This window comes from Caldovatus sediminis, assembly GCF_014644455.1.
GTDB classification, from domain to species: domain Bacteria; phylum Pseudomonadota; class Alphaproteobacteria; order Acetobacterales; family Acetobacteraceae; genus Caldovatus; species Caldovatus sediminis.
Genome location: NZ_BMKS01000006.1, coordinates 245492 through 259157 on the forward strand (window position 1 = coordinate 245492; position 13666 = coordinate 259157).

Annotated in this window: 8 protein-coding genes; 6 read left to right on the plus strand and 2 right to left on the minus strand. The window is 76.5% G+C overall.

The features are described from left to right. The first annotated feature begins 4 nt into the window (after positions 1–4). Genes glgX through malQ form a run of 3 tightly spaced genes read left to right on the plus strand, consistent with a single transcriptional unit; the run spans position 5 to position 5960 of the window. Positions 5–2110: a glycogen debranching protein GlgX gene (gene glgX / locus IEX99_RS12195; RefSeq protein ID WP_188900578.1), complete on the plus strand. Its 2106-nt coding sequence runs from the start codon at positions 5–7 to the stop codon at positions 2108–2110. Then, positions 2107–3906 carry a malto-oligosyltrehalose trehalohydrolase gene (gene treZ, locus IEX99_RS12200; RefSeq protein ID WP_188900580.1) on the plus strand — a complete coding sequence of 600 codons (1800 nt, stop codon included), beginning with the start codon at positions 2107–2109 and terminating at the stop codon, positions 3904–3906. The genes glgX and treZ overlap by 4 nt, the downstream gene beginning before the upstream one ends. After that, positions 3903–5960: a 4-alpha-glucanotransferase gene (gene malQ / locus IEX99_RS12205; protein WP_188900583.1), complete on the plus strand. Its 2058-nt coding sequence runs from the start codon at positions 3903–3905 to the stop codon at positions 5958–5960. The genes treZ and malQ overlap by 4 nt, the downstream gene beginning before the upstream one ends. Before the next feature lie 19 nt (positions 5961–5979). On the opposite strand, the gene treY is transcribed toward malQ, so the two are convergent. Next, the gene (gene treY, locus IEX99_RS12210) at positions 5980–8796 is read right to left on the minus strand and encodes a malto-oligosyltrehalose synthase (protein ID WP_188900585.1); all 2817 of its coding nucleotides are present in this window, start codon (positions 8794–8796) and stop codon (positions 5980–5982) included. Positions 8797–9252: 456 nt separating this feature from the next. Here treY and dapF point away from each other — a divergent pair, with 456 nt between their 5' ends. The 3 genes from dapF to ftsY all read left to right on the plus strand — a co-directional run bounded on the left by dapF (position 9253) and on the right by ftsY (position 12608). Further along, positions 9253–10083 (plus strand): diaminopimelate epimerase, encoded by an 831-nt coding sequence (gene dapF, locus IEX99_RS12215; protein WP_188900587.1) that lies wholly within the window; start codon positions 9253–9255, stop codon positions 10081–10083. Next, positions 10080–11378 carry a tRNA (N(6)-L-threonylcarbamoyladenosine(37)-C(2))-methylthiotransferase MtaB gene (mtaB, locus tag IEX99_RS12220; RefSeq protein WP_188900589.1) on the plus strand — a complete coding sequence of 433 codons (1299 nt, stop codon included), beginning with the start codon at positions 10080–10082 and terminating at the stop codon, positions 11376–11378. The genes dapF and mtaB overlap by 4 nt, the downstream gene beginning before the upstream one ends. A gap of 321 nt (positions 11379–11699) precedes the next feature. Then, positions 11700–12608: a signal recognition particle-docking protein FtsY gene (ftsY, locus tag IEX99_RS12225; RefSeq protein ID WP_229677991.1), complete on the plus strand. Its 909-nt coding sequence runs from the start codon at positions 11700–11702 to the stop codon at positions 12606–12608. Between the two features lie 91 nt (positions 12609–12699). Here ftsY and IEX99_RS12230 read toward each other — a convergent pair whose 3' ends face one another. Beyond that, positions 12700–13476, minus strand: coding sequence for a VIT1/CCC1 transporter family protein (locus IEX99_RS12230; protein ID WP_229677980.1), 777 nt, complete (start codon positions 13474–13476; stop codon positions 12700–12702). Positions 13477–13666 lie beyond the last annotated feature (190 nt).

A 13666-nucleotide genomic window follows, 5' to 3' on the forward strand; every position in this document is an offset into this window, starting at 1 on the left:
CGGGATGCCGCCCCTGCCCGACCGCCTGGCGCCGGGACGGCCGGACCCGATGGGCGCCACCTGGGACGGTCTCGGCGTCAACTTCGCCGTCTTCTCCGCCAATGCCGAGCGGATCGAGCTCTGCCTGTTCGATCCCGCCGGCCGGCGCGAGGTGGCGCGCCTGCCGCTGCCCGAATGCACCGACGAGGTCTGGCACGGCTACCTGCCCGAGGCGCGCCCGGGCCTGATCTACGGATATCGCGCCTACGGCCCCTACGAGCCGCGGCGCGGGCACCGGTTCAACCCGCACAAGCTCCTGCTCGATCCCTACGCGCGCCAGCTCCATGGCGAGCTGCGCTGGTCGGATGCCCTGTTCGGCTATCGCGTCGGCGCGCACCGCGCCGACCTCTCCTTCGACCGGCGGGACAGCGCACCGGCTATGCCGAAGTCGGTGGTCGCCGACGACAGCTTCAACTGGGGCGACGACCGCCCGCCCGCCGTGCCCTGGGAGCGCACGGTGATCTACGAGGCGCATGTGCGCGGCCTGACGATCCGGCGCGAGGACCTCGGCCCGCGGGAGCGGGGCACCTTCGCCGCGCTGGCCGATCCGCGCATCATCGAGCACCTGCAGCGCGTCGGCGCCACCGCGATCGAGCTGTTGCCGATCCACGCCTTCCTGCAGGACCGCTTCCTCGTGGAGAAGGGCCTGCGGAACTACTGGGGGTACTCGACCTTGGCGTTCTTCGCGCCGGAGCCCCGCTACCTCATCGAGCCCTGGATGCGCAACGAGCTGAAGGTCGCGGTCCGCAGGCTGCACGCCGCCGGCATCGAGGTGATCCTCGACGTCGTCTACAACCACACCTGCGAAGGCAGCGAGATGGGCCCGACGCTCTGCTGGCGCGGCCTCGACAACGCCTCCTACTACCGCCTCGTGCCGGGCGACGAGCGCCGCTACATCAACGACACGGGCACCGGCAACACCGTCAACGTCCCGCACCCCCGGGTGCTGCAGATGATCATGGACAGCCTGCGCTACTGGGTCGAGGCCTACCACGTGGACGGCTTCCGCTTCGACCTCGGGACCATCCTCGGGCGCGAGGGGACGGGCTTCGACCCCGGATCGGGCTTCTTCGACGCGGTGCGCCAGGATCCGGTGCTGTCGCGCGTGAAGCTCATCAGCGAGCCCTGGGACCTCGGCCCGGGCGGCTACCAGGTCGGCAACCACCCGCCCGGCTTCGCCGAATGGAACGACCGCTTCCGCGACGGCGTGCGCCGCTTCTGGCGCGGCGATCCCGGCATGCGCGCCGACCTCGCCGCGCGGCTGACCGGCTCCGCCGAGCTGTTCGACCGCCGCCGCCGCCGCCCCTGGGCGAGCGTCAACTTCGTCGCCGCGCACGACGGCTTCACGCTGCACGACCTGGTCACCTACGCCGAGCGGCACAACGAGGCCAACGGCGAGGGGAACCGCGACGGCCACGCCGAGAACTTCAGCGCCAACTGGGGCGTCGAGGGCGAGACCGACGACCCCGCGGTGCGGGCGACGCGCGGCCGCGTCAAGCGCGCGATGCTCGCCACCCTCTTCGCCTCGGCGGGCACGCCGATGCTGCTCGGCGGCGACGAGATGGACCGCACCCAGGGCGGCAACAACAACGCCTACTGCCAGGACAACGAGACCAGCTGGGTGGACTGGGGGCGCGCGGCGACGGAGGAGGCGCGGGAGCTGACCGCCTTCGTCGCCCGCCTCGCGGCGCTGCGCGCCCGGCTGCGCACGCTGCGCCCGCCCGTCTTCCAGCACGGCGTGACCGAGCTGCGCCCGGGGCTGCCCGACATCGCCTGGTACGACCAGCACGGCAGGCCCATGACCCCCGAGGCCTGGAACCTGCCCGCGGTGAACACCCTGGCGCTGCGCCGCGCCGTGGCGGAGGCGGACGGGACGGTCGAGGTGACGCTGCTGCTGCTGAACGCGGACCGCACCGGCCACGCCTTCGCGCTGCCGCCGCCGGCGCTGAGCTGGCGCCTGGTCCTCGACAGCGCGAGGCCGCTGGCGGAGGAGCGGCCCGTGCACGGCGCCGCGGTGCCGGTCGCGCCGCATTCCGTCGTGCTGCTCGCCGTCAGGCTGCCCCTGCCGTGAGCGCGAGCGGCTTCGTCCAGCCCACCACCTGGGGCGCCACGCTCCTCGCCCCGGACCGCACGCGCTTCCGCCTGTGGGCGCCCGACGCGCGGGCCGGCGCGGTGGCGCTCGAGGTCGAGGGGCGCGCGCCGCGGCCCATGCGGCCGCTTCCCGGCGGCTGGTTCGAGGCCGAGGCGCCGGTCGGGGCCGGGGCGCGCTACAGGTACCGCGTCGCGCCGGAGCTCGCCGTGCCCGATCCGGCGTCGCGTCTGCAGGCGGGCGACGTGCACGACGCCTCGGTGGTGGTGGACCCGCGCGCCTATGCCTGGCGCCACGCCGACTGGCGCGGGCGGCCCTGGCACGAGACGGTGCTGTACGAGCTGCACGCCGGCGTCTTCGGCGGCTTCCGCGGCGTCGCGGCGCAGCTCCCGCGGCTGCGCGACCTCGGCGTCACGGCCGTCGAGCTGATGCCGGTCGGCGACTTCCCGGGACGCCGGAACTGGGGCTACGACGGCGTGCTGCCCTATGCGCCGGACACGGCCTACGGCTCGCCCGAGGACCTGAAGGCGCTGGTGGACGCGGCGCACGGCCTCGGCCTGATGGCGTTCCTCGACGTGGTGTACAACCACTTCGGGCCGGACGGGGCCTACCTGCACGCCTACGCCCGGGCCTTCTTCGACGGGCGCGCGCGCACGCCGTGGGGCGCCGCGATCGACTTCCGGCGGCCCGAGGTGCGCGCCTTCTTCGAGGAGAACGCGCTCTACTGGCTGAACGAGTACCGCTTCGACGGCCTGCGCCTCGACGCGGTGCACGCGATCGCCGAGGAGGCGTGGCTCGACGCGCTCGGCGCCCGCATCCGGCGCGAGATCACCGACCGCCACGTCCACCTGGTGCTGGAGAACGAGCGCAACGGCGCGCGCCACCTGCGGCCGGTCGGCCACTTCGACGCGCAGTGGAACGACGACGGCCACAACACCCTGCACCCGCTGCTGACCGGCGAGAGCGAGGGCTACTATGCCGACTTCGCCGGGGACGGCGCGGCCAAGCTCGCCCGCGTGCTGGAGCAGGGCTTCCTGTTCCAGGGCCAGGTCGCTCCGCGCCGCGGGGCGCCGCGGGGCGAGCCCTCCGCCCACCTGCCGCCGACCGCCTTCGTGCTGTTCCTGCAGAACCACGACCAGGTCGGCAACCGCGCCTGCGGCGAGCGCCTGTCCGCGCTGGCGCATCCGGAGGCGCTGGCGGCGGCGACGGCGCTGCTGCTGCTCTGCCCGCAGGTGCCGCTGTTGTTCATGGGCGAGGAGTGGGGCGCGACCGCGCCCTTCCTCTACTTCACCGACCACCATGGCGAGCTCGCCGACGCCGTGCGCGAGGGGCGGCGCCGCGAGTTCGCCCATTTCGCCGCCTTCGCCGATCCGGAGGCGCGCGAACGCATCCCCGACCCGAACGCCGAGGCGACCTTCCGCGCCTCGATCCCCGACCCGGCCGAGGCTGCGCGCCCCCCGCACGCCGCCGTGCTCGACCTGCACCGCCGGCTGCTCGCGCTGCGGCGGCGGGAGATCGTGCCGCGCCTCCCCGGCGCGCGCGCCATCGGCGCCGGCGCGGCCGGGGATGCCGCGGTGCTGGCGCGGTGGCGCCTCGGCGACGGGGCGGTCCTGACGATCGCGGCGAATCTCGGCCCGGATCAGGCGAGCGTCGCCCCCCTCGCCGGCGGCGGCCGGCTGCTGTTCGAGAGCCTTGCCGGGGCCGCCGCGTCGCTCGGCGCGGGTCGCCTGCCGCCGCGCTGCACCGTCGCCCTGCTCGCGCCGCCCGCCGCCCGATGACCTGCGATGACCGTCTGCGCGACCTCGCGGAGGCGGCCGGCATCGCCGCGCGCTGGCGCGACGCGCGCGGCGAGGAGCGCGAGGTCGCGGCCGACACCCTGCGCGCCGTGCTCGCCGCGCTCGGACTGCCCGCGCGATCCGCGGACGAGGCCGCGGCGTCGCGCGCGGCGCTGGCCGCGCGCGGCGCTCGCCTGCCGCCGCTGATCACCGCGCGGCAGGGGCCGCAGGGCGTCGCCATCCCCGGCCACGCCCCCGGTACCCGCTTCCGCCTGCGTCTCGAGGACGGCGAGGTGCAGGAGGGCAGGCTCGGGCGCGGCCGCGCCGGCCAGGCCCGCCTGCCGCCGCCGCGCCGGCCGGGCTATCACCGGCTGGAGCTGCCGGACGCCGGCACCACGGTCGCCGTCGCGCCGCCGCGCTGCTTCGGGCTCGCGGAGGCCGGCGCCGAGCGGCACCGGGACGGGGCGCCCTGGGGCATCGCGGTGCAGCTCTATTCCCTGCGCCGGCGCGGCGACCTCGGCATCGGCGACCTCGGCGCCATCGGGCCCTTCGCGCGCGACGCGGCGCGGCGCGGCGCCGCCTGCGTCGCGATCAGCCCGGTGCATGCGCAGTTCGCCGCCGACCCGCGCCGGTTCGGCCCCTACGCACCGTCCAGCCGGCTGTTCCTCAACGTCCTGCATGCCGACCCGGAAGCCGCCCTCGGCCCCCTCGACCCCTGGCCGGACGAGGGGCGGGAGGCGCTCGACCTGGTGGACTGGCCGGGCGCCGCGCGGACGAGGCTCGCGCGCCTGCGGCGGCTGTTCGACCGCCACGGCGACCACCCGGGCTTCGTGTCCTTCCGCGAGGCGATGGGGGACGCGCTCGAGGACCATGCGCGCTTCGAGGCGCTGCACGGCCACTTCTTCGGCCGCGACCCGGCGAGGTGGAACTGGCGCGACTGGCCGGAGGCGTACCGCGACCCGCGCTCCCCCGCCGTGCTGGAATTCGCCCGCGGCAACGCCCGGGAGGTCGCCTTCCACGCCTTCTGCCAGTGGCTGGCCGACGAGTCGCTCCGGGCCGCGCAGGCCGCCTGCCGCGACGCCGGCATGCCGATCGGCCTGATCGCCGACCTGGCGGTGGGCACCGATCCCGGCGGCAGCCATGCCTGGTCCCGCCAGCGGGAGATCCTGCCGGACGTCTCCGTCGGCGCGCCGCCCGACATGTTCTCGCCGATGGGCCAGGACTGGGGCCTGACCGCCTTCTCCCCGCGCGAGCTGGCGGAGGGCGGCTTCGTCGCCTTCACCGAGCTGCTGCGCGCCACCATGCGCCACGGCGGCGGCATCCGCGTGGACCACGCGATGGGCCTCGCGCGCCTCTGGGTCGTGCCGCGCGGCGCGCGGCCGAGCGAGGGCGCCTACCTCCGCTATCCGCTCGACGACCTGTTGCGCCTGCTCGCGCTCGAATCCCATCGGCACCGGGTGGTCGTCATCGGCGAGGACCTCGGCACCGTGCCGCCGGGCTTCCGCAGGCAGATCGAGCGGCACGGCGCGCTCGGGATGCGGGTGCTCTGGTTCGAGCGCGACGCGCGCGGGCGCTTCGCGCCGCCGGAACGCTGGCAGCGCGCCGCCGCGGCGATGACGACGACACACGACCTGCCGACCGTCGCCGGCTGGTGGGCGGGGCGCGACATCGAATGGCGCGAGCGCCTCGGCCTCTTCGGCGATGACGGCGGGCGCGCCGCGGCGGAGCGCGCCGCGCGCGAGAAGGACCGCCGGGCGCTCTGGGCCGCCATGCGCGCGAGCGGCGCGGCGGCGGGCGAGCCGCCGCCGCCCGAGGCGGGCGCCGCCGTCGCGGATGCGGCGATGGCGCATGTCGGGGGCACCGCCTGCGTGCTCGGCCTGCTGCCGATCGAGGACGCGCTGGCGCTGGCCGAGCAGCCGAACCTCCCCGGCACGGTGGACCAGCACCCCAACTGGCGCCGCCGCCTGCCCCGCGAGGCGGGCACGGTGCTGCACGAGCCGGACGCCGCCCGGCGCGTCGAGACCTTCGCCCGCGCGCGCCGGCGTGCGGCCCGGTGAGCGGCGCGCCCGGCGGCCGTCACCTCGCGGGGCGATCGGGCACGAGCGCCGCGACGGACAGGTCGTCCAGGATCGCCGCCGCCTGCAGCCCGCCGTCGCCGGCCTCGATCGTCCGCCCGGTCAGGAGGTCCCGCCAGCGCGTCGCCGCGGGGGCCGCGTCCCGCGGCCAGACGATCCTGGTGCCGGCCCAGTCGGGATCGGCCGCGAGCCGGGCCGGGAAGCGCGCCGCCGCAACCAGCAGCGCGTCCTCCCCGTGGCGGCGGAGGAACGAGCAGAGGTGGTCCGCCTTGCGGCCCTCGGCGCCGAGCGCCTGATAGCCGCCCTGCGCGAAGAGCGCCGGACGCCCGCGGCGGAAGGCCAGGAGGGTGGCGATGACGGCGAGCTTGATGCGGCCGTCCTGCCACGCGTCCAGCATTCGCGCCAGCGCCGCGCGGCGGTCCCGCGCCAGCGCCGACGACACCTCGTCGAGCAGCCGCGCGCGGAGGGCGTGGTCCACCGGACGGCGGTTGTCGGGATCCACCAGGCTGAGGTCCCAGAGCTCGGCGCCCTGATAGATGTCGGGCACGCCGGGGACGGTCAGCTTCAGCGCGGTCTGCGCCAGGCTGTTGCGCACGCCGAGCCGCGCCACACGCGCCTGGAACGGGAGGAAGGCGTCGAGGAACGCGTCCGGCCGCGAGGTGTCGAGCGCGTCGCGGACGAAGGCCCGCACGGCGTCCTCATAGGCCGCGTCGGGCGACGCCCAGTCGGATCGGACCTTCGCCTCGCGCACGGACTTCACCATCGCGCCCTCGACGCGCCCGGCGAAGGCGCGGACGGCGCCCGGCTCCGGCAACGCCGGGAGGCCGGTCAGCTCCGCCGGCCAGGCGCCGAGCAGGAGCTGGTAGAGCAGGTACTCGTCGTTGCGGTCCGGCGGCGCGGCCCGGTCCGCGTCGCCCCGGCGGGCGCGCAGGGTGCGGCTCCAGGCCCCGACCTGCCGGGCCCATTCCCCGGGCATCTCCGACAGGACCGCGAGGCGCGCGCGCGCGTCCTCGCCGCGCTTGGTGTCGTGGGTGGAGGTGCCCAGCATCGCGTGCGGCCAGCGCCGCGCCCGCTCCGCGTTCGCCGCGTGGAACTCCGCGAGCGGAACGCCGAACCGGTCGGGATGGCCGCCCACCTCGTTCAGCGCGACGAAGCGGGTGTAGCGGTAGAAGGCGGTGTCCTCGAGGCCCTTGGCCATCACCGGCCCGCTGTACTGCTGCACCCGCATGGCGCAGCGCACCACGGCGTGGCGGCTGTAGCCGCTGCGCGGCTGCGCGACCAGGTCCGTGGTCAGCAGGCGGTGCAGGAAGTCGAAGGCCCCCGGGTCCACGCCGGTTCCGGCCTGCCGCGCCTGCGCCACCGCCCGGCCGATGCCGCGGCGGTCGGCCTCGGCCGGCGCCGCGGCGCCGTCCACGTAGGTGCGATAGACCGCGAAGCGCGCGACGACCTCGCGCAGCGCCCGGCGCAGGACGGCGTGCGTGAAGTCCGCCGTGCGGGGGTTCTGCCGGGCGACGCGCGCGGCGTCGCGGGCCAGGGCGTCCAGCTCGCCCGCCATCTCGCTCCGCATGACGTGGAGCTTGCTCTCGCGGACGACCGCGTCGAAGGGGCGGGCGGTGCCGGTGAACTCCGCGTGGCATCGGGTGAAGCCCTCCTCGCCGGCGGGGTCCACGAGCAGGCCGAGCACCAGGTTCGCGAACTCGTATCCGGTGGTGCCCTCGACGGGCCAGTCCTCGCGCAGCGGCTCGTCGTGGGCGAGGATCTTCTCGACGACCAGGTAGAAGGGCCGCGGCGCGCGGGCCCGCAGCCGCATCAGGTAGCCCTTCGGGTCGAGCAGCCCGTCCACGTGGTCGATGCGCAGCCCGTCGAGGGTGCCGTCGCGCAGCAGGTCGAACACCAGCCGGTGCGTGCGCTCGAACAGCTCCGGCAGCTCCATCCGCAGGCCGGCCAGCTCGTTGACGTTGAAGAAGCGGCGGTAGTTGATGTCGTCCGCGGCCACGCGGAAATGCGCGACGCGCCAGTGCTGGTCCCGGATCAGCGCGTCGAGGCCGCGCCAGGTGTCGAGCCGGCCCGGCTCGCCGTTGAGGCGCGCGACGGCCGCCTCCACCGCCTCGCGCACCCCGGCGTGATCGCGGGCGAGCGCGGCGAGCTCCGCCTGGAGCTCGCGCGCCCTGCGCGCAACGTAGGGCCGCCAGGCGGGCAGGCCAGCGAAGGCGTCGCCGATGCGCTCGAGCGCCGGGTGCGCGTCGCCCAGCACGCGCGCGTAGTGCAGCGGGCAGACCGGCAGCTTGTGCGTGCCGTAGGCCCAGACGGCGAAGCTGCCGGCCTCGGGGTCGAAGCGCAGCGCGAGCTGGCCCGCCTCCAGCACCGCTCCATAGTGGTCGCCGAGCAGGGGCACGAGCAGCTTTCCGGCCAGGTGGCGCCGCTCCGGATCCCAGTCGATGTCGAACCAGCCCGCATGGTCGGAGTCCGGGCCCCATTCGAGCACGTCGAGCCACCACGGGTTCTCGGCGCCGCCGACGCCCATGTGGTTGGGCACGAAATCGAGCACCAGCCCGAGCCGGTTCGCCCGGAACGCCTCCGCCATGCGCCGGAACGCGGCCTCGCCGCCGAGCTCGGGGCTGAGCCGGTTGTGGTCCACGATGTCGTAGCCGTGCGCGCTGCCCGAGCGGGCCTTGAGGAAGGGCGAGGCGTAGACGTGGCTGACGCCGAGCCGCGCGAGGCAGGGCGCGAGCGCCGCCGCGTCGTCGAAGCCGAACCCGGCGCGGAACTGCAGGCGGTAGGTCGCACGCGGGATCGGCGGCGCTGCGGGGTCGGGCATCGCGTGGGGCTCCTCCTGCCGGGCGGCGCACCGCCCGGTGACGCGGAGATCGGACGCGCCGGGGCCCGTTTCACGGCCGGCGGTTCCCGGTCGGCGCACCGCGATCCCCGGCCGTCGCGCGAAGGCGCCGGCGATGGCGTCGGGTCCGCCCGGGGGAGGCGGCGTCCGCGCGCGCCGCGGCGCGATCGCCCGGGGCGGGCCGGTGCGGGATGGCGGGTTCGGGCGCGGCGCGTTCACGGGTCGGGTTCCCGTCTTCCGAAAGCGCCAGGCCCGCGGGTGTTCCACTGCGCGGCCGGGACGCCGGCGCGCAAGCCCCGTGGCCCGGCAGGGGACGGCGGGGTGCCGCGGGGCGGGCGGCAGGCGGCCGGCGCCGCCCCGGAAACCCGCGACGGGGCGCCGCGTCCCCGCCCCCAACCCTTGGATCGCGCACGGAACCGGCGCATATGACGCCCGGCCATGCTCCCCTTCCGCAAGATGCACGGGCTCGGCAACGACTTCGTCGTGCTGGACGAGCGGTCCGCCCCGCTCCGCCTGACCCCGGCGCGCGCCGCGGCGCTGGCCGACCGGCGGCGCGGCGTCGGCTGCGACCAGATCATTTCGCTCGAGCCCGCCGGGGACGGCGCCGACGTGTTCATGCGCATCCGCAACCCGGACGGCTCCGAGGCCGGGGCCTGCGGCAACGCCACCCGCTGCGTCGCCGCCCTGATCGCCGCCGAGACCGGGCGCCGGCAGGTGACCGTGCGGACCATCGCCGGCGACCTGTCCGCGGAGGTCCATCCCGACGGCAGCGTCACCGTGGACATGGGCGCGCCGCGCCTCGACTGGCGCGCGGTGCCGCTGGCCGAGGCGACGGACACGCTCCACCTGCCCCTTGCCGAAGGGCCGGTGGAGTCTCCCGCCGCCTGCTCGATGGGCAATCCGCACGCCACCTTCTTCGTCCCCGATCTCGACGCGATCCCGGTCGCCGCGCTCGGCCCGCTTCTGGAACGGCACCCGCTCTTCCCCGAGCGCGCCAACATCGGCTTCGCCCAGGTGCTGGCGCCGGACCGCCTGCGGCTCGTGGTGTGGGAACGCGGCGCGGGCATGACGCTCGCCTGCGGCTCCGGCGCCTGCGCGGCGCTGGTCAACGCCCACCGGCGCGGCCTCGCCGGACGGCGCGCCACGGTCGCGCTGCCGGGGGGCGAGCTCGGCATCGAGTGGCGGGCCTCGGACGGGCACGTGCTGATGACCGGCCCGGTCGCCACCGCCTTCGTCGGCCAGCTCGACCTCGCGGCCTATCCGGCATGAGCACCGCCTCCGCGCAGTCCTGCGGCGAGGCCGCCTCCGGCGTGCGGCTGCTGACCTTCGGCTGCCGGCTGAACACCTACGAATCCGAGGCGATGCGCGCGCTGGCGACCGCCGCCGGGCACGGCGCGGGGACGATCGTCGTCAACACCTGCGCCGTCACCGCCGAGGCCGAGCGCCAGGCGCGGCAGGCGATCCGCAAGGCACATCGCGAGAACCCGGGGGCGCGCATCCTCGTCACCGGCTGCGCCGCCCAGATCCGCCCCGCGGACTGGGCCGCGCTGCCCGGCGTGGCGCGCGTGATCGGCAACGCCGAGAAGCTGCGGCCGGAGACCTGGGCGCGCCTCGACGCGCCGCCCGCGCCCGTCGCCGACATCATGGCGGCGCGCGAGACGGCGGCGCACCTCGTCACCGAGTTCGCCGGCCGCGCCCGCGCCTTCGTGCAGGTGCAGCAGGGCTGCGACCACCGCTGCACCTTCTGCGTCATCCCCTTCGGCCGCGGCCCCTCGCGCAGCGTCCCGGCGGGGGCGGTGGTGGAGCAGGTGCGGGCGCTGGTGCGGGGCGGCTGCCGCGAGGTGGTGCTGACCGGGGTGGACATCACGAGCTACGGCCCCGACCTGCCGGGCCGGCCGACGCTCGGCCAGCTCTGCCGCCGCCTGCTGCGCCTGGTGCCGGAGCTGCCGCGGCTCCGCCTCTCCTCCCTCGACCCGGTGGAGGTGGACCCGGACCTCTGGCGCCTGATCGCGGAGGAGCCGCGGCTGATGCCGCACCTGCACCTCTCGCTGCAGCACGGCGCCGACCTGATCCTCAAGCGCATGCGGCGGCGGCACCTGCGCGGCGACGCGCTCGCCTTCGTCCGCCGCGCCCGGAGCCTGCGGCCGGAGATCGCCTTCGGCGCCGACCTGATCGCCGGCTTCCCGACCGAGACCGAGGACCATTTCGCGCAGACGCTCGACCTGGTGGAGGAGGCGGGCCTCACCTTCCTGCACGTCTTCCCCTATTCCGAGCGCCCCGGCACGCCGGCGGCGCGGATGCCGCAACTGCCGAGGGCGCTGCGGCGCGAGCGCGCGGCGCGGCTGCGCGAGGCCGGCGCCCGCGCCGCGCGGCGCTTCTACGCGGGGCGGGTGGGGCGCGAGGAGAGCGTGCTGCTCGAGCGCGAGGACCGCGGCCGCACCGAGCAGTTCGCGCCGATCCGCGTGGCGGCGCCCGGCGCGTCCGCGGGCGCGCCGGGGGAGCTGCGGCGCCTGCGCGTGGTGGCGGCGACGGACGAGGGCCTGCTGGCGGAGGCCGCGGCCTGACGTCATGGCGCGGCGCAGCGACGAGGTGGCGGAATGGCGCTGAAGGGTTGGATCGAGCGGTTGCGCGGCCGCGCGGGCCAGCCTCCGCCGGAGGCGGAGGAGCAGCCGCCGCCCGCGCCGGTCACTGCGCCTCCCGGACGGCCGCCCGAGCCGGCCCCGCCCGAGGCGCCGCCGCTGGCCGAGGCGGTGTCGCCGCCCGAGGACGACGCGGCGCCGCGCGAGGCGCTCGCCCGCACCGAGCCCGAGGGGGGCGCCCCCTCGCCGGGGCCGGCCGAGGCCCCGGCGGAGCCCGCGCCCGCCGGGCCCTCCCGCGGCGGCTGGCTGAGCCGGCTCAAGGCCGGTCTCGCCCGGTCCACCGCGCGGCTCACCGAGGGCATCACCACCCTCTTCCGCAAGCGCCGGCTCGACGACGAGGCGCTGGAGGAGCTCGAGGAGACGCTGATCGCCGCCGACCTGGGCGTCGCCGCCGCGCGGCGCATCGTGGAGGGCTTCCGCCGCACGCGTTTCGGCAAGGAGGTGACGGAGGAGGAGGTGAAGGCGGCGCTCGCCGAGGAGATCGCCGCGATCCTCGCCCCCGTGGCGCGGCCGATGCCGATCGAGCCCCGCCGCCGGCCGCACGTGGTGCTGGTGGTCGGCGTCAACGGCACCGGCAAGACCACGACCATCGCCAAGCTCGGCCAGCAGTACCGCGAGCAGGGGCTCTCGGTCGCCTTCGTCGCCGGCGACACCTTCCGCGCCGCGGCGGTCGAGCAGCTGCAGATCTGGGGCGAGCGCGTGGGCTGCCCGGTCTATGCGCCGGCCAGGCCGGGAGCGGACGCCGCCGGCCTCGCCTTCGACGCGCTGAAGGCGGCGAAGGAGGCGGGGACCGAGGTGCTGCTCGTGGACACCGCCGGGCGGCTGCACAACAAGGCGGCGCTGATGGAGGAGCTGCGCAAGATCGTGCGCGTGCTGAAGCGCCTCGATCCCGAGGCGCCGCACTCGGTGCTGCTGACCCTCGACGCCACCACCGGGCAGAATGCCCTCCAGCAGTGCAAGGTGTTCAAGGAGATGGTGGACGTGACCGGCCTCGCCGTCACCAAGCTCGACGGCAGCGCGAAGGGTGGCGTGGTGGTGGCGCTGGCGCAGGAAGTCGGCCTGCCCGTGCACTTCGTGGGGGTGGGGGAGAGGGCCGGAGACCTGCGGCCCTTCGAGGCGCGGGACTTCGCGCGCGGGCTGCTGGGACTGGACTGACCGGCCGCGCCCGGGGCCGCTTCCGCCCGGCCGCGCTCGCCCGCGGTTCGTCGGGCAGGCCTCGGCCGTATCGAGCGGTCCGCGATCCGCCCTATCCCCCCGCCGCCTGCGCCACCACGAACGCCGCCGCCGCCGCCAGGCCGCCGATCAGCAGCGTCTGCACCGCCCCGCGCAGCGCCGGCATCCCGGTCGCCTTCGCCTTCAGCCAGCCGAAGCCGAGCAGCGCCGCGCCGGCGACCGCGCAGGAGGCGAGCAGCGCCGGGCGCGTCTCCGCCAGCACCATGTAGGGCAGGAGCGGGACCAGCCCGCCCGCCGCGCAGGCCGCCCCGGCCGCCGTTGCGGCCCGCGCGGCGCGGCCCGGCTCGGGCTCGGTCAGGTCGAGCTCGAACCGCATCATGAAGTCGACCCACTTCCGCCGCTCGGCGGCGATCGCGTCCACGGCCTGGTGCAGCACCTCGCCCTTGACGCCGTAACGGTGGAGGATCGCCGCGACCTCCCACTTCTCGCGGTCGGGGTAGAGGTGGGTCTCCTTCTCCTCGCGCCGGCGTTCGGTGGCGTAGTGGTCGGCCTCGGTGCGCGCGGCGAGGTAGCGGCCGAGGCCGATCGCGACGCAGCCCGCCGCGGTCGCGGCGAGGCCCGCGGTGGCGATCAGCCGGTTGGACGCCGCCACGCCGGCGAGCCCGGCGGCCAGGGCGAAGGGCACGATCACGCCGTCGGCGGCGCCGATGGCCAGATCGCGCACGGTCTGGCCGGCGGCGAAGTGGGTTTCCTCGTGCGGCGGCCCGCCTGGCATGGGCGGCAGCCCGTCGCGCAGGGCGGCGGGCTCGACGGCCGCAGGCGGGGCGTCGGCGGACTCGTGGCGAACCATGGCACGAACCTAGCGATCCGGACCGCGCATCGCCACCGCGTCGCGCCGCCGCGCGTTGCCGCCGCGGCGTCCGGACCGCCTGCCGGAGCGGCCGCGCCGGACGACGGCGCCCGCCGGCCGCCCGGCCGCAGGTTGCCCATGCGGGGCCGCCTCTCTAATACGGTCGCGGGCTTCTCCTCCTAGGACCACG

What these genes read in the sequence shown, in the direction of transcription:
- malQ (WP_188900583.1), top strand. Translation starts at nt 3,903, where the DNA reads ATGACCTGCGATGACCGTCTGCGCGACCTCGCGGAGGCGGCCGGCATC.
- glgX (WP_188900578.1), top strand. Translation starts at nt 5, where the DNA reads ATGCCGCCCCTGCCCGACCGCCTGGCGCCGGGACGGCCGGACCCGATG.
- IEX99_RS12230 (WP_229677980.1), bottom strand. Translation starts at nt 13,476, where the DNA reads ATGGTTCGCCACGAGTCCGCCGACGCCCCGCCTGCGGCCGTCGAGCCC.
- mtaB (WP_188900589.1), top strand. Translation starts at nt 10,080, where the DNA reads ATGAGCACCGCCTCCGCGCAGTCCTGCGGCGAGGCCGCCTCCGGCGTG.
- dapF (WP_188900587.1), top strand. Translation starts at nt 9,253, where the DNA reads ATGCTCCCCTTCCGCAAGATGCACGGGCTCGGCAACGACTTCGTCGTG.
- treY (WP_188900585.1), bottom strand. Translation starts at nt 8,796, where the DNA reads ATGCCCGACCCCGCAGCGCCGCCGATCCCGCGTGCGACCTACCGCCTG.